Annotated in this window: 24 protein-coding genes and 1 pseudogene; 18 read left to right on the top strand and 7 right to left on the bottom strand. The window is 61.9% G+C overall.

The features are described 5' to 3' along the window. Nucleotides 1–100: 100 nt before the first annotated feature. The 5 genes from NKI49_RS13395 to NKI49_RS13375 form a co-directional block, all read right to left on the bottom strand. Nucleotides 101–2236, bottom strand: coding sequence for a vWA domain-containing protein (locus NKI49_RS13395; protein WP_352597958.1), 2136 nt, complete (start codon nt 2234–2236; stop codon nt 101–103). Between the two features lie 2 nt (nt 2237–2238). After that, nucleotides 2239–2799 carry an RNA polymerase sigma factor gene (locus NKI49_RS13390; protein ID WP_352597957.1) on the bottom strand — a complete coding sequence of 187 codons (561 nt, stop codon included), beginning with the start codon at nt 2797–2799 and terminating at the stop codon, nt 2239–2241. A 177-nt stretch (nt 2800–2976) separates the two neighbouring features. Then, complete coding sequence (locus NKI49_RS13385; RefSeq protein ID WP_352597956.1) at nt 2977–3714, bottom strand: dienelactone hydrolase family protein; 738 nt, start codon at nt 3712–3714, stop codon at nt 2977–2979. A 106-nt stretch (nt 3715–3820) separates the two neighbouring features. After that, nucleotides 3821–4510: a 4Fe-4S dicluster domain-containing protein gene (locus tag NKI49_RS13380; protein WP_352597955.1), complete on the bottom strand. Its 690-nt coding sequence runs from the start codon at nt 4508–4510 to the stop codon at nt 3821–3823. Nucleotides 4511–4599: 89 nt separating this feature from the next. After that, the gene (locus tag NKI49_RS13375; RefSeq protein WP_027026063.1) at nt 4600–6174 is read right to left on the bottom strand and encodes a trimethylamine methyltransferase family protein; all 1575 of its coding nucleotides are present in this window, start codon (nt 6172–6174) and stop codon (nt 4600–4602) included. A gap of 273 nt (nt 6175–6447) precedes the next feature. Here NKI49_RS13375 and NKI49_RS13370 point away from each other — a divergent pair, with 273 nt between their 5' ends. Then, complete coding sequence (locus NKI49_RS13370) at nt 6448–7146, top strand: cobalamin B12-binding domain-containing protein (RefSeq protein WP_027026062.1); 699 nt, start codon at nt 6448–6450, stop codon at nt 7144–7146. Nucleotides 7147–7236: 90 nt separating this feature from the next. Here NKI49_RS13370 and NKI49_RS13365 read toward each other — a convergent pair whose 3' ends face one another. Beyond that, the gene (locus tag NKI49_RS13365; RefSeq protein WP_032919642.1) at nt 7237–7377 is read right to left on the bottom strand and encodes an entericidin A/B family lipoprotein; all 141 of its coding nucleotides are present in this window, start codon (nt 7375–7377) and stop codon (nt 7237–7239) included. A 63-nt stretch (nt 7378–7440) separates the two neighbouring features. Between NKI49_RS13365 and NKI49_RS13360 the strand changes: the two genes are divergently transcribed. The 13 genes from NKI49_RS13360 (at nt 7441) to NKI49_RS13300 (ending at nt 17928) form a co-directional block, all read left to right on the top strand. After that, nucleotides 7441–8070 carry a DUF1638 domain-containing protein gene (locus NKI49_RS13360; RefSeq protein WP_352597954.1) on the top strand — a complete coding sequence of 210 codons (630 nt, stop codon included), beginning with the start codon at nt 7441–7443 and terminating at the stop codon, nt 8068–8070. A 206-nt stretch (nt 8071–8276) separates the two neighbouring features. Beyond that, on the top strand, nt 8277–8852 hold the full coding sequence (locus NKI49_RS13355) for a DUF4893 domain-containing protein (protein ID WP_352597953.1): 576 nt from the start codon (nt 8277–8279) through the stop codon (nt 8850–8852). 118 nt (nt 8853–8970) lie between these two features. After that, nucleotides 8971–9753 (top strand): formyl transferase, encoded by a 783-nt coding sequence (locus NKI49_RS13350; RefSeq protein WP_352597952.1) that lies wholly within the window; start codon nt 8971–8973, stop codon nt 9751–9753. 73 nt (nt 9754–9826) lie between these two features. Next, nucleotides 9827–10093, top strand: coding sequence for a type II toxin-antitoxin system TacA family antitoxin (locus tag NKI49_RS13345; protein ID WP_027026058.1), 267 nt, complete (start codon nt 9827–9829; stop codon nt 10091–10093). After that, nucleotides 10081–10593: a GNAT family N-acetyltransferase gene (locus NKI49_RS13340; RefSeq protein WP_352597951.1), complete on the top strand. Its 513-nt coding sequence runs from the start codon at nt 10081–10083 to the stop codon at nt 10591–10593. Before NKI49_RS13345 ends, NKI49_RS13340 begins: the two co-directional genes overlap by 13 nt. Before the next feature lie 145 nt (nt 10594–10738). Beyond that, on the top strand, nt 10739–11041 hold the full coding sequence (locus tag NKI49_RS13335) for a virulence factor (RefSeq protein ID WP_027026056.1): 303 nt from the start codon (nt 10739–10741) through the stop codon (nt 11039–11041). Further along, nucleotides 11034–11657, top strand: coding sequence for a methylenetetrahydrofolate reductase C-terminal domain-containing protein (locus NKI49_RS13330; protein ID WP_352597950.1), 624 nt, complete (start codon nt 11034–11036; stop codon nt 11655–11657). The genes NKI49_RS13335 and NKI49_RS13330 overlap by 8 nt, the downstream gene beginning before the upstream one ends. Next, nucleotides 11654–12745, top strand: a complete 1092-nt coding sequence (locus NKI49_RS13325; RefSeq protein WP_352597949.1) for a methylenetetrahydrofolate reductase — start codon at nt 11654–11656, stop codon at nt 12743–12745. Before NKI49_RS13330 ends, NKI49_RS13325 begins: the two co-directional genes overlap by 4 nt. An 81-nt stretch (nt 12746–12826) precedes the next feature. Then, entirely contained in the window at nt 12827–13801 is a 975-nt protein-coding gene (locus NKI49_RS13320) for a methyltetrahydrofolate cobalamin methyltransferase (protein WP_027026053.1), read from the top strand. A 38-nt stretch (nt 13802–13839) separates the two neighbouring features. Then, nucleotides 13840–14187, top strand: coding sequence for a hypothetical protein (locus NKI49_RS13315; RefSeq protein ID WP_352597948.1), 348 nt, complete (start codon nt 13840–13842; stop codon nt 14185–14187). A 38-nt stretch (nt 14188–14225) separates the two neighbouring features. After that, complete coding sequence (locus NKI49_RS13310; RefSeq protein WP_502899436.1) at nt 14226–16274, top strand: ASKHA domain-containing protein; 2049 nt, start codon at nt 14226–14228, stop codon at nt 16272–16274. A gap of 283 nt (nt 16275–16557) precedes the next feature. Further along, a complete protein-coding gene (locus tag NKI49_RS13305; RefSeq protein ID WP_352597946.1) occupies nt 16558–16743 on the top strand; it encodes a hypothetical protein in 186 nt (61 codons plus the stop codon). 237 nt (nt 16744–16980) lie between these two features. After that, the gene (locus tag NKI49_RS13300; RefSeq protein WP_352597945.1) at nt 16981–17928 is read left to right on the top strand and encodes an alpha/beta hydrolase; all 948 of its coding nucleotides are present in this window, start codon (nt 16981–16983) and stop codon (nt 17926–17928) included. A 21-nt stretch (nt 17929–17949) separates the two neighbouring features. Here NKI49_RS13300 and NKI49_RS13295 read toward each other — a convergent pair. Continuing rightward, nucleotides 17950–18839: pseudogene (locus tag NKI49_RS13295) on the bottom strand (LysR substrate-binding domain-containing protein). A 198-nt stretch (nt 18840–19037) separates the two neighbouring features. Here NKI49_RS13295 and NKI49_RS13290 point away from each other — a divergent pair. The 4 genes from NKI49_RS13290 (at nt 19038) to NKI49_RS13275 (ending at nt 21167) form a co-directional block, all read left to right on the top strand. Then, the gene (locus tag NKI49_RS13290; RefSeq protein ID WP_352597943.1) at nt 19038–19223 is read left to right on the top strand and encodes a hypothetical protein; all 186 of its coding nucleotides are present in this window, start codon (nt 19038–19040) and stop codon (nt 19221–19223) included. A 340-nt stretch (nt 19224–19563) separates the two neighbouring features. Then, nucleotides 19564–19698: a hypothetical protein gene (locus NKI49_RS13285; RefSeq protein WP_013894968.1), complete on the top strand. Its 135-nt coding sequence runs from the start codon at nt 19564–19566 to the stop codon at nt 19696–19698. A gap of 345 nt (nt 19699–20043) precedes the next feature. Beyond that, complete coding sequence (locus tag NKI49_RS13280) at nt 20044–20982, top strand: GlxA family transcriptional regulator (protein ID WP_352598054.1); 939 nt, start codon at nt 20044–20046, stop codon at nt 20980–20982. After that, nucleotides 20910–21167, top strand: a complete 258-nt coding sequence (locus NKI49_RS13275) for a type II toxin-antitoxin system TacA family antitoxin (protein WP_352597942.1) — start codon at nt 20910–20912, stop codon at nt 21165–21167. The genes NKI49_RS13280 and NKI49_RS13275 overlap by 73 nt, the downstream gene beginning before the upstream one ends. The last annotated feature ends 6 nt before the right edge of the window (nt 21168–21173 follow it).

Raw genomic sequence — 21173 nt, 5'->3', positions numbered from 1 at the left:
GCCGACAAGGGAATACCCCTCGCCGGCCCTGTCTCACCCGCCCGTGGGTCGTTTCCCTATCAGAACGATCCCATCTGAAGGAACCCGGCGGTCATCACCACTACCGCTTGCCGCCCAGCGCCGAGGCAAGGCGCACAAGCGAGAGGAACTCGGACCTGTACCCAAACGGGTCGGCTCCTCGGGCGGCAGTGGCGATCTCCATGATCTTGTCGTAACCGAACTTCGCGGTCGCATCCTCGTCGCGCAGCTTCTGGCCGAAGGCCGCGACCGCGACGGAGAAACGCTGGTCGATGCTGGCCTCGTCAAAGGACGCAACCTCGTTGGCCGATGTCACCGGCGTGGTGATCAGTTTCGAGACGTCTTCGTTGGGCAGCTTGTAGCGGATCTTGACGAAGGCATATTCGTCCGCATTGGCGACGCCGCCATTGTTCACCGCCGCCTGGCCATAGCGCAGCGGATCGATCTGCTCGCCGCCGCTGCCCCTGGGCGTGATCTCATAGATCGCGGTGACCGAATGCCCCGAACCGATATCGCCGGCGTCAACGCGGTCGTTGTTGAAATCCTCGCGGTTCAGCGCCCGGGTCTCGTAGCCGATCAGCCGGTATTCCGAGACCTTGTCCGGATTGAACTCGACCTGGATCTTGACGTCCTTGGCGATGGTGAACAGCGTCGAGGAAGCATCCTCGACCAGCACCTTTTCCGCTTCGGCAAGCGTGTCGATGTAGGCGGCGGTGCCGTTGCCGTTCTGGGCGATCGTCTGCATCATCTGGTCGTTCAGATTGCCGCGGCCAAAGCCGAACACCGACAGGAAGACACCGGTCTTGCGCTCCTGCTCGATCAGGCGCTTCAGATCGTCGTCATCGCTTTGGCCGACGTTGAAGTCGCCGTCGGTGGCCAGCATCACCCGGTTGACGCCGTCCTTGACGAAGGACTTTTGCGCCAGCCTGTAGGCTTCCTTGATGCCCGCCTCGCCGGCCGTGCTGCCACCGGGCGTCAAATTGTCGATGGCATTGAGAATTTTGTCCTTTTCGGACGCCTTGGTCGGCTCCAGGACGGTGCCCGCATCGCCGGCATAGGTGACGATCGAGATGGTGTCGTCGGCCTTTAGTTTGCTGACCAGCAGACGGAATGCCGACTTGAGCAGCGGCAGCTTGTCCGGCTCGTCCATCGAGCCAGAGACGTCGATCAGGAAGACCAGATTGGCCTTTGGCTGTTCGGCCGGCTTGACGTCAAAACCCTTGATGGCGACATGCATCAGCCTGGTGTGCGTGTTCCACGGCGTCGGCATGACGCTGACGGTCGAATTGAACGGCGTCGTGGCGGAGTCCGGCCCCTTCCAGTCGTAGGGGAAGTAATTGATCATCTCCTCGACGCGCACCGTATCGGCCTGCGGCACCAAGCCTTCCTTCAGCGAACGCCGCACGAAGGAATAGGAGGCGGTGTCGACGTCGATCGAGAAGGTCGAGACCGGGTCTTCGAGTGCTGCATGCACCGGATTGGTCTTGAAGTCCTGGACGCGGTCGCGGTTTTCCTCTTGCGGCTGCATCTGGTCGGCCGGCGCCATGGCTGGCTGTTGCGGTGCAATCAATTTGGACTCGGCCTGCATGCGGGAGGCGCGCGAAGTGCTGGGTGCGTTTACAGCGCCATCCAATGCGAATTCAGCTGTGGGTGCCGGTGGTGCTGGCTCGGCCGGCATACCACGTCCAAGCGCATTCTGCTGTACCGCGCCGCCAACGGCCGTCGATTCGGATTTCGGCGGCGCAGCCGGCGCCACAAGCGCATCGGTTGCATCGCGGCTTTCCATATCCGCATCGGCTTTTTTGTCCTTTTCCGGCGCAGTGGCCGCGAGCGGCTTCTTGGTCGCCTGATCTCCCTGCTTGGCCAGCGGCTTCACCGTCGCCGGCTTGTCGGCCAGTGTCTCGGTGATCTTCTCGCCGCCGCCGAAAGTGGACGGCTGCTCCCTCAGCATATGGAAAGTGGCATATCCGGCGATCGGCAGGGCGACGAGCCCGGCAATGGCCGGCGTGGCAATGAGTTTCTTTTGCATGATCTCGCTCCAGAGCTTTTGTGCTCGCTCTGTGAGACGAAGACCGCCGACCGAACCTTGGGTGACGGCAGAAATATTTTCCTCTTCGAAGGCGCGCATGGCGGCTTCGAAGGCACGCGCCTTCGCGCTCTCGCCAGGCGCCGGCACTGCTGCGTCGCGCAGTCTCTTGAGTTCGTTGTCGTCGACCATGGTCACACTTCCCCGGCTGAACGCATCAACGTCTTCAGCCGTTTCTTCGCTTCATGGATGTGCCAGGAAACCGTCGTCTCCGAGATCGCCATCGCCTCGGCGGCGACCGCGTGGCTCAAGCCCTCGCCATAGACCAGCAGCACCGCGTCGCGCTGCTTGTCGGGCAATTGCCGCACAGCCGCCCACAGCGCCTCGGCCGGATCCTCGCTCTCGGCCTCGGCCGCGCCCGAAATCAGCGCATGGACGCCGTAGGCCGCTGTCTTGACCGTCTCGCGTGCGGTCTTGCGCATCATGTCGCGCGCCGCGTTCATCGTCATGGTGTAGAGCCATGTCGTGAAAGCACTTCCGCCGCGATAGTCCCGGATCGCCCGGCCGAGCCGGACGCAGACTTCCTGGGCGATGTCTTCGGCATCGGCCTTCCTGCCGCACCAGCGATAGGCGGCGCGATAGACGAAGTCGTAGTGACGCTCCAGCAATGCGCCGAAAGCCCCCCTGTCTCCGCCCTTCGCCCGCCCGATCAGTTCGGCGTCGGAGGCTTCGCTCTCATCCAGCATCATCGCCATCATTTGCCTGTTGGACGAAGGCTAATGGCCAATCCTTGGGGTGTTGGAAAGATTTTTTTGCAGAGCGGTTTTTCCTTCTCCCCGTTCCACGGAGGTAAGGCATGGTCCGCGCAGCGGGCGAAACGCCAACGCGCTGCGTTCGGCAAATTGGGCTGGATTTGCGTTTGGATTGAAAGGCTACCCCAACGTCTCAGAAAACAGGGTGATCAACCTGTTCCAGTGACGCTCGGCGCCGGCGGCGTCATAGACGCTGTGGTCGGGCACGCACCAGCCATGCGCCATGCCGGCGTAATTCTCCAGGACATGATCAACTTTCGCCGCCCTCAGCGCCTCGGCCAGCCGCGTCGATTGTTCCGGCGGAAAACTCCTGTCGACGCCCGCCATGCCGACATAGACGCGCGCCTTGATCGTCTCCGCCTTGCGGTGCGGGCTGTCGGCGGCATCGCTGGCGAGATTGCCGCCGTGGAAACTGGCGGTCGCCCTGATCCTGTCGGGATAGCTAGCGGCTGCATTCAGCGATCGGGCTCCGCCCATGCAATAGCCGACGGTGCCGATCGGACCGGTCACGCCTTCGCCGGCGAGCGCATCGAGAAACGCCGCGCTGTCGCTGATGGTCATCTCTTGCGTCGTGCCGCTGACCAGCGCCGTCAGTGCCGCCTTGGTCTTTTCCTCGACGAAAGCGGTCTTGGCGTCGAACGGACCATAAGGCGCCTTGCGATAAAACAGATCCGGCACCAGCACCGCATAGCCCTCGCCCGCCAGCCGTTCGGCCATGCCGTCGAGCGCCGGGCGCGGACCGAAGGCATCCTGATAGAGAATGACACCGGCATTGACCGGGGAAGCCTTGGCTGGCCGGAACAGCGCGGCCTTTGCCGTACCGTCCCTGGTCTTGATCTGGAGATCTTGTTTCGTCATCACCTGCTCCGTTCGCGAGATGCGCGATACATATCCGCGCGAGCCGCCACGGCAAGGCGTCCCCTGAACCTGGCAGTCAACATTTCGTGCAGGATGGGGCTGCGAATTACAGGCCTGCAAATGCCGCCATGTGGAAGACCTGGACCTCCGGGGGATAGCGAAAGTCGGCACCGTAAGGGCAGGCGTTGCGATCGAGGCAACCGCCGCTGCGGCACGGTTCGCCGCTCGCTCCCCGCACATGCGCCAGACAGGATCGATAGGCAAATCCGTGCGCGGAATAGGCGTCGACCGGACAGGATTTCAGGCAAGGTTTTTCAACACAGCTGTCGCAGAGATGGATCGCCGGCTCGATGGCTTCGAGCGCAAGATCGTCCTCGAACAGCAGCGCACCGCGATAGGCATGCCACAGTCCGTATTGCGGGTGCATGAGGATGCCGAGCGGTGACGGCTTCAACCCTTCCGCCCGCATCCCCCATTGCTGGAACGGCAAATAAGGCTTGTCCGAGGGCGAAACGGCCCGCGCTCCGAATGTCTGAGCCACGACGCCAATGACCTGCCGCGACCAGCTGTCGAGCGGATTGGCAATTTTTTGTGGCTGCTGCTCGCGCCAGCGCTGGAAATACGGCCAGGGTGCCGCGCCCGCCTGCCCGACCAGCAGGACGGACCTGGCTGGAGCGCCCGAGGGGCCATGAGGCGCCTCCTCGCTGGCCGCAAAGGCGATGCCGCCGCGCAGGATGAGGCCATTGGCGCCAAGCGCGGCCGTGATCTCCCTGATCATGCCGCGCGCAGCAATCATCCCTTCTGGTCCGGGTCGGAGAAGGCGCTCCGCCAGACTTCCTTGTGGATGATGTTGGCGACTTTAGCCCCGCCTGACTCGGGCTCCTTTCAGGTGAAGGCGTCGGGCATCGACCCCTTCTTCTTGGCAATGAATTCCTTCAGCGCTTCGTCGATGGCCGGATCGAGATGCGGCGCCTCATAGCTTTCCAGCCAGCGGCGGGCGAGCTCGTTGGCGCGCTGCGGCGCCGTCTTCTGGCCTTCGGCCAGCCATTGCTCGTAGGAATTGTTGTCGGCGATGTTGGAGCGGTAGAAAGCAGTCTGGAAATTCGCCTGGGTGTGGTCGCAGCCGAGATAGTGGCTGCCCGGCCCGACCTGGCGGATGGCGTCCATCGCCTGGCCGTTTTCCGACAGGTCGACGCCTTCGGAGAATTTCTGCGTCATGCCGAGCTGGTCGATGTCCATCATGAATTTTTCGTAGCAGGAGGCCAGCCCGCCCTCGAGCCAGCCGGCCGAATGCAGCACGAAATTGGTGCCGGCCAGAATGGTCGAATTCAGCGTGTTGGCGCTCTCATAGGCCGCCTGCGCATCCGGGATTTTCGAGGCGCAGAGCGAGCCGCCGGTGCGGAACGGCAGGCCAAGGCGACGGGCAAGTTGTGCAGCGCCGTAGGAGACGAGCGACGGCTCCGGCGTGCCGAAGGTCGGCGCACCCGATTGCATCGAGATCGACGAGGCGAAGGTTCCGAACAGCACCGGCGCGCCGGGACGGATAAGCTGCGTGAACGATGCGCCGGCCAGCACTTCGGCCAGCACCTGCGTCAGCGTGCCGGCCACAGTGACAGGGCTCATCGCGCCGGCCAGGATGAACGGGGTGACGATGCAGGCCTGGTTATGGCGCGAATACACTTTCAGCGCGCCAAGCATGGTCTCGTCGAACACCATCGGCGAGTTGGCGTTGATCAGGCTGGTCAGCACCGTGTTGTTCTCGACGAAATCGTCGCCGAAAACGAGCTTGGCCATGGCGACCGTGTCTTCGGCGCGTTCCGGCGCCGTCACCGAGCCCATGAACGGCTTGTCCGAATACTTTATGTGCGAATAGATCATGTCGAGATGGCGCTTGTTGACCGGCACGTCGACCGGCTCGCACACCGTGCCGCCCGAATGGTGGATCGACGGCGCCATGTAGGCGAGCTTTACGAAATTCTGGAAATCCTCGATCGTCGCGTAGCGCCTGACGCCGTCCAGATCGCGCACGAAGGGCGGGCCGTAGACCGGCGCGAAGACGGTGGCATTGCCGCCGATCTGTACCGAGCGCTCGGCATTGCGGGCATGCTGGGTATAGACGGACGGCGCGGTTTTCAGCAGCGAGCGGCAGAGCCCCTTGGGAAAATGCACGCGCTCGCCCTTGACGTCGGCGCCGGCCTCTTTCCAGAGCTGCAGCGCTTCCGCGTCGTCGCGGAAGATGATGCCGATCTCTTCAAGCACCGTGTCGGTGTTCTTTTCGATCAGCGCCAGTCCTTCCTCGTCCAGCACCTCATAGATGTTGATCTTGCGCTTGATGTAGGTGAGCTGCGTGCCGGGACCGCCGCCGGAGCGGGCTGCACGCCTGGCCGCCGCTCCGCCGCTTGCGCCGCGCCCGCGTCGCGCGTTTGACGCTTCCTGGTCGACTGCCGCGTGATCGCTCATAATGTTTCTTCCCTGAATTGTTCTTGTCTGAAATCCGCTGCGGCCGCTGATCGCCGCTCCTCCTCGGATCGTAGCCATGCACCCTATTCGAAACGGCCAGCCAGCGCCAACGCCTGTCGCAAAATCGACAAGAAAACAGGTAGATTTTCCAGTCGCTTTCCTTTTGCGGGAAGTCGCAAATCAGCTATGGATACGTGCCCCTGGCGGGTTAGGTATCAATGCAAACATTTTGTGCCTTGCGACACAGTCGCGATGCGGGCAGGAGTTCGATACATGGCCGACGACGAGATCATCCTTTCCGAACTTTCCGACGACGAGTTGGTGCAGCAGATGCACGACGATCTCTACGACGGACTGAAGGAAGAGATCGAGGAAGGCACGCGGATCCTGCTCGACCGCGGCTGGGCACCTTACAAGGTGCTCACGGAAGCCCTGGTCGAAGGCATGCGCATCGTCGGTGAGGATTTCCGCGACGGCATCCTGTTCGTCCCCGAAGTGCTTTTGTCGGCGAATGCAATGAAGGCCGGCATGTTCATCCTGCGCCCGCTGCTCGCCGCCACCGGCGCGCCCAAGCAGGGCAAGATGGTGATCGGCACCGTCAAGGGCGACATTCACGACATCGGCAAGAACCTCGTCGGCATGATGATGGAGGGCGCCGGCTTCGACGTCATCGACCTAGGCATCAACAATGCGGTCGAAAAATATCTCGACGCCATCGAGCAGCATCAGCCCGATATCATCGGCATGTCGGCACTGCTGACCACGACCATGCCCTACATGAAGGTCGTCATCGACACGATGAAGGAGAAGGGCATCCGCGACGACTATGTCGTGCTGGTTGGCGGCGCACCGCTTAACGAGGAATTCGGCAAGGCCGTCGGCGCCGACGCCTATTGCCGCGATGCGGCGGTGGCGGTCGAGACCGCCAAGGACTACATGAAGCGCAAGCACAATGTACGCGCTTCGGCGTGAGCCCGACGGTTCCGCGACGACCCACGAAAAAAGCCGCGCCTTGCAGCGCGGCTTTTTTGTTCCCAGATGATGGAGAACGCAGTGCGCGGATCAGGGCTTGGTGACGGTGTCCTCGACTGCCTTGGCCGTCGACTTGACGTCCCTGCCGACGCCACGGACGGTGTTCGCGCAAGCCGTAAGGGCCAGGACGCAGGCTAGGATGGCAATCGGCGCGATGCGTAGCAGTTTCATGGACGGTATCTCCCTCGACAGATAAATTAGCGCCACAGCAACGAAGGCCGCTCGACTGGTTTCATGGCCAAGACGCAGAAAACCAAACCGAATCAAGACGACAGGCTGCTGGTCATTGCCTGTGGAATGATTGCGCGCGAAGTTTTGGCCGTCAAGGAGCAGCTCAAACTCGACCATCTCGATCTGATCTGCCTGCCGGCGGAGTTTCATTTCTATCCCGACCGCATCGCGCCGGCGATGGACAAGGCGATCGAAAAGGCCAAGGCGGAAGGCTACGGCAACATCTTCGTCGGTTACGCCGATTGCGGCACCGGCGGCTTGCTCGACCGGGTGTGCGAGAAGCATGGCGTCGAACGCATGGCCGGACCGCATTGCTTCGCCTTTTACCAGGGCATGGATGCCTATGCGAAGGTCGCCGACGACGACATGATGTCCTTCTACATGACGGATTTCCTGTGCCGCCAGTTCGATGCCTTCTTCATGAAGCCGCTCGGCCTCGACAAGCACCCGGAGTTGATCAAGGACTATTTCGGCAATTACGAGAAGCTGATCTATCTCGCCCAGACCGACGATCCGGAGCTCGACAAGGTCGCCGAGAACGCGGCGAAGATGCTGGGCCTCGTCTATGAGCGCCGCGCGACGGGCTATGGCGACCTGACGACCGGGCTGGCCAAGGCCACGGCACACGGCTGACGCTGATCAGGCCCGTATTCGGCCACGAGTCAGGCAAATACGCCGGCAAAGCTCGTCCAAACCACGCCTGCCCTTCGCCCGCGATGACCCCATAAGCAACATTCGCATTCGTCACACCATGATTTTCGAGCGCGACGCTGCTAAGCACGGGTAAGTTGTTCGCCAGATGCAGCGGCGCTGCTCCGCACATCGCCAGGGAGGCTACCATGACACTTCGCCCATTGTTTGCCGTTGTCGGCCTGCTCTGCTTCACCTTGCCCGCCCTTGCCGATGGCGAGGTGCAGAAGCTGATCACCGCCGCCGACAAGGCACGACTCGACAAATATGGCGAGACCCGCAAGGCGGCCCTCGCCGAGGCAAAAGCGGGCAACCCCGCCGAGGTCAAGCAGCTCGATGCCTTGCTGGCCAAGCCGCTGGTGTCCTTTTCCGACAAGGACCTGACCGGCACTTGGCAGTGCCGCACCATCAAGGCCGGCGGGCTTTCTCCGCTCGTCATCTATGGCTGGTTCAAATGCAAGGTGACCGACGATGGCTCCGGCTGGCGGCTGGAGAAAATCAGCGGCTCGCAGCGCACCAAGGGCCGCTTCTTCGACGACAGCGAGAAACGCGCGATCTATCTCGGTTCCGCTTCCGTCAACACCGATCCGGCGAAACCCTATGGCAGCGGCCCGCAGACCGATCAGGTCGGCTATGCCTTCCGCAACAGCGCCGGCGAATGGCGCATCGAACTCCCCGCGCCCTATTACGAATCGAAGCTCGACATCCTCGAATTCAAGCGCTGATCGAATCCTTTCCTCCCTTGATTGGCTGGCAACCAGGTTTTGGGCACACCAAGAATTAACCTGCCCTTCCTAGCATCCGCCCAGTCGACAACGGGTCGCTTGAAAGGGGGCAAGATCGATGGCAGCGTCGGAATCCAGTCCGCGACCGATCGTGATCGTCACCGGAGGAGGCTCGCATGTCTGGGCTATCGTCAATGCGATCGCCGACCGCATCGGTCCTGTCAGCGTCATTCTCGAAACCCCTGAATCCAAAAAACAATTGCTGATTGGCCGTGCTCGCCGCCAGGGCTGGCTACAAGCCATCGGTCAGCTCGGAACGATGGTGCTGACCAGGCTTGGCAAGCTGCTCCTCGCCGGCCATGCCAGGCGGCTGATAGCCGAGGAGAAGCTCGATATCGAGCCGCGACAGGACCAAGCAATCATCCATGTTGCTTCCGCCAACAGCCTGGAGTGTCTCAAGGCGATCGAAAAGATCCAGCCTGGCGTTGTCCTGCTTAACGGCTGCAGGCTCTTGTCAAAGGACATATTGGCCCGGATGCCCTGCCCGGTGATCAACTACCACGCCGGGATCACGCCCAAATACCGCGGCATGAATGGCGGCTACTGGGCGCTGATATCGGGCGATCCGCAGAATTTCGGCACCACCGTGCATCTGGTCGATGCCGGCGTCGACACCGGTGCCGTGCTGAAACAGGCGCACGGCCGGCCGAAACCGGGCGACAGCATCACGAGCTACGCATTGCGGCAGGCGGCGTTCTCGCGCGACATCTGCGTCGAGGCCGTCCGGGATGTGCTGGCGGGAAAGCTCGCAGCCGTCGATCCGGGCCTGCCGTCCCGGCAATGGTATCACCCGACGATCTGGTTCTATCTCTGGACCGGACTCCGTCGCGGCATCTGGTGAGGCTTCATTTGGTGAGGCTGGCAGCCGGAGCTTCCGTATGCTATTGTCATACAGGAAGCGAAAAGGTAATCCGATGTCCAACATGGGACCTGTCAGCGTGCGTGTCACCTCCGACGAGCGTGATATTCTTGAAGCAGCCGCCAAACAGACTCACACCAATCTCAGCGACTTCATTCGGCGAAAAGCCGTGGAAGCCGCCGAAATGGAGGTGCTGAGCGGGCGCGTGGTGGCGATCCCCGCGATCGACTGGGAAAAGTTCGAGGAATGGGCGAAGTCGCCGCCGAAGCATCTTCCGGCGCTCCGCAGGCTCGCCACGTCAGAGCCTGTATGGCAGGACTGACGCCGCCCCGGCCACTGGCCGCTGGCGACGACAGGGATGCTTTTGATTGCGACCGCGAGTCCCTCAACAACTGGCTTCGCCGCTATGCCTTGCGCAATCAGCAAGATGGGATATCGCGCACGAGTGTCGTATGCGATGCGAACGGTAACATCGCCGCTTATGTTGCTTTAAGCGCCGGTCAAATCGAGCGCGCATATTTGCCAAAACCGGCACAGCGCAACCGGCCCGATCCCATTCCCGTCATATTGCTTGGCCAACTTGCCGTCGATCGCAAATATCAAGGGCGCGGCTGTGGGCGCTCGCTGCTCTGGTTCGCGCTCAGGACAGCCGTTCGCTTCTCGAGCGAGATCGGTTGCTTCGGCGTGCTCACGCACCCACTTGATGAAGGCGTGAGAGCCTTCTACCGCAGCTTCGATTTTCAGGATCTCCCATTCGATCCGAAACGGAGCATGATCGTCCGCATCGCCGATTTAAGGCAAAACGGCTTCGACGAAGGATGAAACCACGGGTCAAAAGAATCGAAGATTTTCGCCTTTCATTTTGCGACATTCAAATGCGTCGCTTTTGAATGCGCGCGCGTCGTCCCATAACAAGCGGCTTCACGGCGCATGCGGCAATGCTCGAAACTTGGAGGAGCGAGAATTCATGGCCGATCTTATCGTCGTCTACTGGCGCGACATCCCTGCGCAGGTCATCGTCAGGAAAGGCCGGCAGAACGCCAAGCGCGAACTGCCGCTGCGCTTCACCGAGGCGATCGACATGTGCGCCATGCGCACCGGTGCCGGCGGCACCGACGACTATCTCGCCGAATGGCGCAAGGCCGATCCGGTTCCGGTCGGCGACGATCTCGAAGCCGAGGTCGAAAAGGCATTCCAGGATATCGACACGAAATATGACCGCGAGCGGCTGATCGCTCTCGTCAAGGCGGGCGGCAAAGAAAATGTCTGAAACTATTCCGGCCAAGGATAGCCCAGCGGTCACCCAGCCGGTTACCCAGGCCACGCTGGTCAAGAAGGCGGCGCCGAAATCCGACTACAAGCCGGCCGACGTGTCGCCGCAGCGGCGCGTGCAGCGCACCTTCGCGGTCAGGCTGTGGTCGATCAGGCACTCGCGCCTGCTCGAATGGTTCTACGCCCGTTTCGCCGACACCTTCCTGCTGCTGCATCCCTTGTGGAAGGGCATCGGCTATGGCCGCGTCGAGGCGCCGGTCAAGTTCGTCGAGAAACACGTCAAGGGCTTCATGTTCGACTGCCGCATGTGCGGCCAGTGCATACTGTCCTCGACCGGCATGTCCTGCCCGATGAACTGCCCCAAGCAGCTGCGCAACGGCCCCTGCGGCGGCGTGCGCGCCAACGGCAATTGCGAGGTCGAGCCCGATATGCCTTGCGTCTGGGTCAAGGCCTGGGAAGGCTCGCAGAACATGGTGCACGGCGACAGGATCCTGGCCGTGCAAAAACCGGTCGATCAGTCGCTGCGCGAAACCTCCGCCTGGCTGCGCGTCACCGCGCAGGCGGCAGCCGCCCGCGAGACGGCGGCCGATGCCAAGACCGGAGCCGCGGCATGAGCGCTCGCCAGCTTGACGAGAACCCGGCCGGCATTCATCTGCCGCTCGATCCCTTGCCCGGCCATACCTCGCGCGGCCGGCTTGAGCGCGTGCTGCGGCGTGGTGAATTCGCCGTCACCACCGAACTCAACCCACCCGACAGCGCCGACCCCGAGGATGTCTACAAAAGGGCGAAGATCTTCGACGGCTGGGTCGACGCCATTAACGCCGTCGATGCGTCGGGCGCCAACTGCCACATGTCCTCGGTCGGCATCTGTGCGCTGCTCACCCGCATGGGCTATGCACCGATCATGCAGATCGCCTGCCGCGACAGGAACCGCATCGCCATCCAGGGCGATGTTCTGGGCGGGGCGGCAATGGGTGTTGCCAACATGCTGTGCCTGACCGGCGACGGCGTGCAGGCCGGCGACCAGCCCGGCGCCAAGCCGGTATTCGACCTCGATTCCATGTCGCTGCTGGAGACCATCCGCATCATGCGCGACAACGGCAAGTTCCTGTCGGGCCGCAAGCTCACCACACCGCCGCAGCTGTTCCTCGGCGCCGCCGTCAATCCATTCGCGCCGCCCTTCGACTTCCGCCCGATCCACCTCGGCAAGAAGATCGCCGCCGGCGCGCAGTTCGTGCAGACGCAGTACTGTTTCGACGTGCCGATGTTCAAAACCTTCATGCAGAAGGCACGCGATCTCGGCCACACCGAAAAGGTGTTCGTCCTGTGCGGCGTGGGCCCGCTTGCCTCGGCCAAGACCGCCAAGTGGATCCGCTCCAACGTGCCCGGCATCCATATCCCGGACGCCATCGTCAAGCGGCTGGAGGGCGCCCAGGACCAGAAGAAGGAAGGCAAGCAGCTCTGCATCGACATCATCAACGAGGTGAAGGAAATCCCCGGCGTCTCGGGCGTCCATGTGATGGCTTACCGCCAGGAGGAATATGTCGCAGAGATTGTCGATGAATCGGGCGTGCTCAAGGGCCGCCAGCCCTGGAAACGTGAGATCCGTCGCGATGACCAGATGGTCGCCGACCGGCTCGACCACATATTGCACGACGAGATTACCGAAACCCAGGTGGACATGGTGAAGACCGCGCATTGACCGGCGCGGCGAGCCACCATTCACTTGATCGACAAGAGATAACGATATAAAGAACTCTTTATATCACGAGGGAGAGATTTCATGACCCGGACCATCGTCGCCTCGGCGACACGAGAAATCATCATCGGCTTCGACCAGCCCTTCTGCGTGATCGGCGAACGCATCAACCCGACCGGCCGCAAGAAGTTGGCCGCCGAGATGATCGCCGGCAATTTCGAGACCGTCATCAAGGATGCGCTGGAACAGGCGGCCTGCGGCGCCACCATGCTCGACGTCAATGCAGGCGTCACCTCGGTCAACCCGAATGAAACCGAACCCGGCCTCTTGGTGCAGACGCTGGAGATCGTGCAGGGCCTGGTCGACCTGCCGCTGTCGATCGACAGTTCGGTCACCGCCGCGATCGAGGCGGCGCTGAAGGTCGCCAAGGGCCGCCCGCTGGTCAACTCCGTCACCGGCGAGGAGGAGAAGCTCGAAGCCATCCTGCCGCTGGTCAAGAAGTACAACGTGCCGGTCGTTGCCATCTCCAATGACGAGACCGGCATTTCGATGGATCCGGACGTGCGTTTCGCCGTCGCCAAGAAGATCGTGCAGCGCTGCGCCGACTTCGGCATTCCGGCGCATGACGTGGTCGTCGATCCGCTGGTCATGCCGATCGGCGCGCTGGGTGATGCCGGCCGCCAGGTGTTTGCCTTGCTGCGCCGCTTGCGCGAAGAGCTCAAGGTCAACACCACCTGCGGCCTGTCCAACATCTCCTTCGGCCTGCCGCATCGCCATGGCATCAACGCCGCCTTCATCCCGATGGTGATCGGCGCCGGCATGACATCGGCCATCATGAACCCGGTGCGTCCGCAGGAGATGGAAGCCGTGCGCGGCGCCAACGTGCTGAACGGCACCGACGAGAACTGCACCAACTGGATCAGGACCTACAAGGACTACAAGCCGGCCGAAGGCGGCCACGCGGTCGCGGCACCTACCGCTGTCAATGCGCCTGGTGAAGGCGGCGGCAATGGTGGTCGCCGTCGCGGCGGCCGTGAAGCCCGGATGGCCAGGGGGTAGAGGCAATTCTTTAGGAAGGCAGTGAGTGGCTAACCTTGGTGTTTGAGCTCAGACGGCATTTTTTAATAATAGTGATCCTGCTGCCGGTGGTAGTGATCGCGCGTTATACGCTGTTCGAAAATGCCAGTGAGTTCGCCTTGTTTGCAAAGGAATTGAAGCGATATGTGGCGCCGCTTGGCATTGCGCTTTCGCTGGTTGCGATAGTGGGACTTATGGTTGTGGTAGTGGCGAAAGTCAGCATGTCCCAACAGAAACGACTGTCAAATATGTTCTTCTGGCTTAGTTCCATCTTGCTGGTGTTGGCTATTGCGGCGGTCTTTGCTCACGTAAAACTGCGAAGCGTTCAGTCTTTGGAAGAAGCCAATAGAAACGTGGTAGTGCTTTGAATTCACCTGCCAACATAACCGATCCGCTCGTGCTGTTCATGCCGTCGGGCAAGCGCGGACGGTTTCCTGTCGGCACGCCGGTTCTGGACGCAGCGCGCCAGCTCGGCGTCTACGTCGAAAGCGTCTGCGGCGGACGCGCCACCTGCGGGCGCTGCCAGGTCGAAGTGCAGGAAGGCAATTTCGCCAAGCATAAGATCGTCTCCTCCAACGACCACATCTCGCCCAAGGGCCCCAAGGAAGAGCGCTACGAACGCGTGCGCGGGCTGCCCCAACGGCGCCGCCTCTCCTGCTCGACGCAGATCCTTGGCGACCTCGTCATCGACGTGCCGCAGGATACGGTCATCAACGCCCAGACCATCCGCAAGGACGCCGACACCAGGGTGATCGCCCGCGATGCGGCGATCCGCATGTGCTATGTCGAGATCGAAGAGCCCGACATGCACAATCCATCAGGCGATCTCGACCGCCTCAAGATCGCGCTGATGAAGGACTGGAATCTCAAGAGCCTCGACTTCGATTTTCATCTTCTGCCTCAGGTGCAAGGCATTCTGCGCAAGGGCAACTGGACCGCGACCGCCGCAATCTACAAGGATGCCGACTCGGAGACCGCGCGCGTCATCGCTTTGTGGCCGGGCCTGAAGAACGAGGCCTATGGGTTGGCCTGCGATATCGGCTCGACCACCATCGCCATGCATCTTGTGTCGCTGCTGTCCGGCCGCGTCGCCGCCTCGTCCGGCACCTCGAACCCGCAGATCCGCTTCGGCGAGGATCTGATGAGCCGCGTTTCCTATGTGATGATGAACCCGGACGGCCGCGAAGGCATGACGGTCGCCGTGCGCGAGGCGATCTCCGGTCTCGTCGACAAGGTCTGCGCCGAAGGCAATGTCCAGCGCAACGACATTCTGGATTCCGTCTTCGTCGGCAATCCGATCATGCACCATTTGTTCCTCGGCATCGATCCGACGGAACTCGGCGGCGCGCCCTTCGCGCTGGCGGTCTCGGGCGCGGTGCACATCAAGGCGTCCGACATCGGCCTGAAGCTCAACCAAGGCGCCCGGCTCTACATGCTGCCTTGCATTGCCGGTCACGTCGGCGCCGATGCGGCGGCCGTCACGCTGTCGGAAGGGCCGCACCGCCAGGACGAGATGATGCTGATCGTCGACGTCGGCACCAACGCCGAGATCGTGCTCGGCAACCGTGCGCGCGTCGTGGCCGCCTCCTCGCCCACCGGCCCGGCCTTCGAGGGCGCGGAAATCTCCGGTGGCCAGCGCGCCGCGCCCGGCGCCATCGAGCGCGTGCGCATCGATCCGGACACGCTGGAGCCGAAATACCGCGTCATCGGGTCGGAGCTTTGGTCCAACGAGCCGGGCTTCATCGACAGCGTGCAGGCGACGGGTGTCACCGGCATTTGCGGCTCCGGCATCATCGAGGTGGTGGCGGAGATGTATCTCGCCGGCATCATCTCGGAAGACGGCGTCGTCGACGGATCGCTCGGCATGCGCTCGCCGCGGGTCGTCGCCAACGGCCGCACCTTCTCCTATGTGCTGAAGGAAGGCTCCGCCGCATTGAAGGAAGATGGGCCGAAGATCACCATCACCCAGACCGACGTGCGCGCCATTCAGCTCGCCAAGGCAGCGCTTTATGCCGGCACCAAGCTTTTGATGGAAAAGCAGAATACGGAGCATGTCGACCGGATCCATTTCGCCGGCGCGTTCGGCTCCTTCATCGATCCGAAATACGCCATGGTGCTGGGCCTGATCCCCGATTGCGACCTCGACAAGGTTTCGGCCGTCGGCAATGCCGCCGGCGCCGGCGCCCGCATGGCGCTGCTCAACCGCGGCTATCGCCGCGAGATAGAGGACACGGTCAGCAAGATCGAAAAGATCGAGACGGCGCTGGAGCCGAAATTCCAGGAGCATTTCGTCTACGCCATGGCGTTGCCCAACAAGGTCGATCCGTTCCCGAAACTGTCGGCGGCGGTAAAACTGCCGGCACGCAAAACCGTCAGCGAGGACGGTGTCGCCGGCGACGCGGCACCACGCCGGCGTTCGCGCGAAGGCCATGCCGCCCGCCGCGGCCGGGGATAGCAAGGATCCAGATGCGCGTCATCTGATGCCGTGTTTTCCACCAATGCATCGTCCTGCCTGGCGCCTCACCACGTCACCATACTGGGAGAAGGTGCCAGGAAGCGGATGAGCGACAGCCCTGCCGTCTGTTTAATTTCATTTGCATGCAAATGTTTCCGGATCGCCCGATCCAGAAACCAAAACACTGGTTTCGTGAAATCGGCCAGATACATGGCAGGCGCATTCAACCGACATTGAACGGCGGGCAGAATCTGCCGCCATAAGTGCTCCAAGGGAGAGATCAATGTCGATGTTCGAAAGCCTCGGCCGCTACGGTGCGGCCATCAAGATTGCCCATGACCGGAAGAAGTCGATCCGGGCGTTGAACAGCCTGCCGGCGCATGTCCAGAAGGACATCGGCTGGCCGGCATCGCCGCCGAACGATCCGCAGACAGCGCTCGCCTCGCTGCTTCTGGGCACGGGGCGCTGATGACATTCGCCGACAAATGCAAGCTGCTCACCAGGCGCCGGGCCCCGCACGCGGGCTCGGCGAAGGGCAGCAGCCGATTGCGCGCAGCACTTCTGCCGCGGCGCTGACCAGCCTCAGGGCATTGCGGCGCGGTTGACGCTTTAGGCGGGCCTAAATCTTGACATTTCGAACCAGGGCACGATCTTCGTAGAAGTGGAGGTACTCTTAGTCGGCTTCAGCCGAAGTTCGTGTATCCGCATGCCAAGTTTTAAAAGCCACCTCGTGTCCTTGGTGCTCAGGTATAGCCGCAAGAAGGCATTTGCCAGCCCGGAAAACCTGCAGCGCTGGATCGCTGCCGCGCGCAAGACCGAGGACCACCGCCCACCGGCTTCGCTCAACCAGCGCTTCGCCATCGAAACGCGCACCGTCGATGGCTTTCCGGTCTACGAAATCGCCCCCAGGGCCGGTGAGCGGAGGCGGATTCTCTATTTGCATGGCGGCGCCTATGTCTTCGAGATCACGCCCTACCATTGGCACCTGATTGCCGACATGGCCGACCGATTGGGCTATGCCGTTACGGTGCCGATCTATCCCATCGCTCCCGAACATGATTTCCACGCCATGTTCGGCATGGTCGGCAAGATCTACCGCCAGATGCTCGACGAGACGGAGGCCGAGGACATCATCTTCATGGGCGATTCCGCTGGCGGCAACATGGCCGTGGTGCTGACCATGATGGCTGCCGAAGAGGGTCTGCCCTTGCCGTCGCACCACGTCCTGATTTCACCGGGTCTCGACGTTTCGCTGGCGAACCCAGCGGTGTTCGAGGCCGAACGCGACGATCCCTGGCTGGGTATTGCCGGCGGACGCGAGGCGATCCGGCTCTACAGCGCCGGAATGGATCCATCCGACTGGCACATCAGCCCTGTCTATGGCGACCTGTCGGTGCTGCCGAAAACGCTGCTTTTGACCGGCTCTCGCGATCTGCTCACCCCCGACAATCTGATCTTTGCGCAAAAGGCGCGTGACGCCGGCGTCGAGGTGGAGTTGGTCCATGAGGAAGGCATGTTCCACGTCTGGCCGCTGATCGACATGCCGGAATCGCGACGTGCACGCGAGCGCATCGTCGCGTTCCTTGGCGAGAGCCAGTCGCCGATCAGCACGGACAAGAGCCTCGAAGCACCCTCCGCCGAAGCGGCGCAGTAGCGCTTCGATTTCAGGTCCGGATCAGAACTTGCCGGTTTCCCGGAACAGTTCGAAGGTGGCGCGAATGTGGTCGGCGACGGCCTTGACCGGCGCGCTGGCGTCCGGCGCCACCACCATGGCAAGGTTGTAAGTGCCGATGTCGGGCATGCCGTCCTTCGGGCAGAGCTCGACCATGTCGTTGCCGAGGAAGGATTTCGGCAGCGGCGCCACGGCGAGATCGGACATGATCGCCGCGCGCTGGCCGGCGGTATGCGCGCTCATATAGGCGATACGGTAGTTGCGGCCCTCGCGGCCTAGCGCTTCGAGCGCCCCGGCACGCCAGGCGCAGCCCTCTTCCCACAGCGACACCGGCAGGGGCTCGCGCATGTGCGCGCAGCCGCCCTTGGCGCCGGCCCAGACGATCGGCTCGGTCAACAGCACTTCGGCCCCGAGCGCGCTGGTCTTGTAGGAGTTGGTCAGCAGCGTGATGTCGAGTGCCCGGTCGTCCATCCGCCGGCGCAGATTGCTGCTCTGGTCGATGGTGACGTCGACGGCGATCGACGGATGCGACTGCGCGAAACGCTTCAGCACATGCGGCAGCACGCGCTCGCCATAATCATCCGGCGAGCCGAGCCGGACGACGCCGACAATGTCGGGAATGATGAACTTCGACACCACCTCGCGGTTGATCGACAACAGGCGCCGAGTAGCATTTCGCCATCCGTGGTCAATGTCACCGAACGGGCGTCGCGCGCGAACACGGAGCGGCCGAGAATGTCCTCCAGCTTCTTGATCTGCATGGAAACAGCCGACGGCGTGCGGAACACCGCATTGGCGGCAGTGGTGAAGCTGCCGGTTTCGGCAATCGCCACGAAGGTACGCAAAACGTCGAGATCAAGCAGCGGCAACGGATGATTGAGTGGGGCGTTCATGGGAATTGGCCTTCAATTTTTCTGATACAAAGCATCATTCCATTTCGTTTGATTGAACATCAGATTGGGAGGATAGTCAACTCCATCGAGGCAGGCGTCCCGGAAGCGACCGCGACACAGACCTCGACAAGTAGTGAAGCTGAAACAGACCCGACGTAACCCAATTGCCGCATCCGCCGGCATCTAAGGAGAGAGAAGATGTCTATCCTGTCGTCCCTCGGCCGCATCGCGACCGAATTCAGCGCGGCCCGCACCCGCTACCAGACCGAACGCGCCATCCGTTCCCTGCCGATCGAGTTGCAGAAGGATATCGGCTGGCCTGAAGTTTCCGACGCCAAGATCGGTACCCGCAATGGCGTTGGATCCTGGGCTGGAGCAAAGTAGATCGTGTGTACCAAACGCTGAAGGCCTGCCGCGCAAAAACCGCCCGGCAGGCCTTCTCTATTTTATCTGCATGCAAACGACATTCAGAGCTATGTTCCTGCTGCATGGCGCATATGAGCAAGTCGCATAGCGCTCAAATTTTCACCTAAGGCGCTGTAAACAACCATAAATTTAGAGCAGCTTGCCCAAATTTATCGCATTCGGTGTCGCTTTTCATATCAAGCGCTTCGCATTTGCGATTTAGTTTCTTCTCACACAAGCCTATGTCACCGGCAGCAAACGAGCTGCCCCACTCCATCAAGCGAAGGCGACCCGTCTGAGCAACAAATGGAGATGATTTATGAAGCTTTTTGCACGCCTCTTTGCCCGCCGCGAAATGAACCTGACGACCGCTCTCGAGCGTCAGCGCCTTGCCAACACCATGCCCGGCCAGACCGGCGCCATGGCTGCGGCTCGCCTCGGCTTCGTCGCCTGAAGATTTTTTCCGGGCAGCGCTCCCTGCCGCTGCTTCAAAACTGCAACGCCGCCCGGCTCAGCCAAGGCGGCGTTTTGTTTTGCCGCCACGCGTTTTGCCCGTTCGATGGACAAATGGAGGCCACGCCGCAAGCTTGCTGCTCGCCAATTGCCCATTTGCGACCCATGTCGCAAATTTAATCTCCTTCTGGCAGCATAGCCGATTGACAGGCATGGTTTTTCCTGATGTCGCTATGCTATTCGCGACATCCTGTTCGCGTCATGGCAGCGTGAGGTTCCGTTGAACGTCGTCGTAAAGCATCCGATCAAGCGATCGTTTGTGTTCTTCCTTATTCCCGACTTCACCATGATCGCTTTTGCGACCGCGCTAGACCCATTGCGCTCGGCCAACCGCATGCTTGGTTACGAGGCCTATTGCTGGCGCCTCGCCAGCATTGACGGCAAGCCGGTGCGTGCCTCTAACGGCGTCGAATGCGCGGTCAACACGTCGCTGGAGGAGGAGCGCAAGAAGATGGCCGGCCCAGACCGGCCGAACATGGCTATCGTGTGCAGCGGCATCAATGTCGAGCGCTACCAGAACAAGTCGGCCTTCGCCTGGCTGCGCGAGGAGTATAATCGCGGCGTTGCCGTCGGCGGCCTGTGCACCGGCGCGCACATCCTTGCCGCCGCCGGGCTCCTGTCCAACAAGCGTTGCGCCATACATTGGGAGAACCTGCCGGGCTTTTCCGAAGCGTTCCCGAAAGCCAATGTCTTCGCCGACCTCTTCGAGATCGACCAGAATGTCTATACATGCGCCGGTGGCACCGCGGCGCTCGACATGATGCTGAAACTGATCGGCGACGATTTCGACGAGAACCTCGTCAACCGTGTGTGCGAACAGGTGCTGACCGACCGCGTGCGCAGCCCGACCGACCGCCAGCGCCTGCCATTGCGGGCGCGCCTTGGCGTGCAGAACTCGAAAGTGCTGACCATCATCGAACTGATGGAAGGCAACCTGTCCGAGCCGCTCTCGCTGATCGAGATCGCCGATCATGTCGACCTGTCGCGCCGCCAGATCGAGCGGCTGTTCCGCACCGAGATGGGACGCTCCCCTGCCCGCTACTATCTGGAAATCCGGCTCGACCGCGCCAGGCACCTGCTGATCCAGTCGTCGATGCCGGTGGTCGAGGTGGCTGTCGCCTGCGGCTTCGTCTCGGCCTCGCACTTCTCCAAGTGCTACCGCGAGCTCTATGCCCGCTCGCCGCAACAGGAGCGCGTCGACCGCAAGCAGTTGCTGGCGGCGTAATTAGGTGTCACGTGAGTACGAGCACGACCCGATCCGAAAAACTGGCTGACCGGCGCAGCTTCCGTCTCGATGCGGAAAAATGGGCTGCTTTCATGGCCGCGCTGGATGCTCCGACGCGTGATCTCCCAAGCCTAAAGCGCCTGTTGAGCGAGCCGAGCATCTTTTCCGATCGCCATTCAGTGTGAGTCGAT

Source organism: Mesorhizobium sp. M0587, assembly GCF_040320945.1.
Classification (GTDB): domain Bacteria; phylum Pseudomonadota; class Alphaproteobacteria; order Rhizobiales; family Rhizobiaceae; genus Mesorhizobium.
Note: the sequence above shows the minus strand (reverse complement) of the source record. Positions and strands in the feature narration are given on the sequence as shown.

Coding starts and splice junctions, on each gene's coding strand:
- NKI49_RS13355 (WP_352597953.1), top strand. CDS start 8,277: ATGACACTTCGCCCATTGTTTGCCGTTGTCGGCCTGCTCTGCTTCACC.
- NKI49_RS13365 (WP_032919642.1), bottom strand. CDS start 7,377: ATGAAACTGCTACGCATCGCGCCGATTGCCATCCTAGCCTGCGTCCTG.
- NKI49_RS13395 (WP_352597958.1), bottom strand. CDS start 2,236: ATGGTCGACGACAACGAACTCAAGAGACTGCGCGACGCAGCAGTGCCG.
- NKI49_RS13380 (WP_352597955.1), bottom strand. CDS start 4,510: ATGATTGCTGCGCGCGGCATGATCAGGGAGATCACGGCCGCGCTTGGC.
- NKI49_RS13280 (WP_352598054.1), top strand. CDS start 20,044: ATGATCGCTTTTGCGACCGCGCTAGACCCATTGCGCTCGGCCAACCGC.
- NKI49_RS13290 (WP_352597943.1), top strand. CDS start 19,038: ATGTCTATCCTGTCGTCCCTCGGCCGCATCGCGACCGAATTCAGCGCG.
- NKI49_RS13300 (WP_352597945.1), top strand. CDS start 16,981: ATGCCAAGTTTTAAAAGCCACCTCGTGTCCTTGGTGCTCAGGTATAGC.
- NKI49_RS13285 (WP_013894968.1), top strand. CDS start 19,564: ATGAAGCTTTTTGCACGCCTCTTTGCCCGCCGCGAAATGAACCTGACG.
- NKI49_RS13340 (WP_352597951.1), top strand. CDS start 10,081: ATGGCAGGACTGACGCCGCCCCGGCCACTGGCCGCTGGCGACGACAGG.
- NKI49_RS13325 (WP_352597949.1), top strand. CDS start 11,654: ATGAGCGCTCGCCAGCTTGACGAGAACCCGGCCGGCATTCATCTGCCG.
- NKI49_RS13360 (WP_352597954.1), top strand. CDS start 7,441: ATGGCCAAGACGCAGAAAACCAAACCGAATCAAGACGACAGGCTGCTG.
- NKI49_RS13330 (WP_352597950.1), top strand. CDS start 11,034: ATGTCTGAAACTATTCCGGCCAAGGATAGCCCAGCGGTCACCCAGCCG.
- NKI49_RS13350 (WP_352597952.1), top strand. CDS start 8,971: ATGGCAGCGTCGGAATCCAGTCCGCGACCGATCGTGATCGTCACCGGA.
- NKI49_RS13370 (WP_027026062.1), top strand. CDS start 6,448: ATGGCCGACGACGAGATCATCCTTTCCGAACTTTCCGACGACGAGTTG.
- NKI49_RS13335 (WP_027026056.1), top strand. CDS start 10,739: ATGGCCGATCTTATCGTCGTCTACTGGCGCGACATCCCTGCGCAGGTC.
- NKI49_RS13390 (WP_352597957.1), bottom strand. CDS start 2,799: ATGGCGATGATGCTGGATGAGAGCGAAGCCTCCGACGCCGAACTGATC.
- NKI49_RS13375 (WP_027026063.1), bottom strand. CDS start 6,174: ATGAGCGATCACGCGGCAGTCGACCAGGAAGCGTCAAACGCGCGACGC.
- NKI49_RS13320 (WP_027026053.1), top strand. CDS start 12,827: ATGACCCGGACCATCGTCGCCTCGGCGACACGAGAAATCATCATCGGC.
- NKI49_RS13305 (WP_352597946.1), top strand. CDS start 16,558: ATGTCGATGTTCGAAAGCCTCGGCCGCTACGGTGCGGCCATCAAGATT.
- NKI49_RS13385 (WP_352597956.1), bottom strand. CDS start 3,714: ATGACGAAACAAGATCTCCAGATCAAGACCAGGGACGGTACGGCAAAG.
- NKI49_RS13345 (WP_027026058.1), top strand. CDS start 9,827: ATGTCCAACATGGGACCTGTCAGCGTGCGTGTCACCTCCGACGAGCGT.
- NKI49_RS13310 (WP_502899436.1), top strand. CDS start 14,226: ATGCCGTCGGGCAAGCGCGGACGGTTTCCTGTCGGCACGCCGGTTCTG.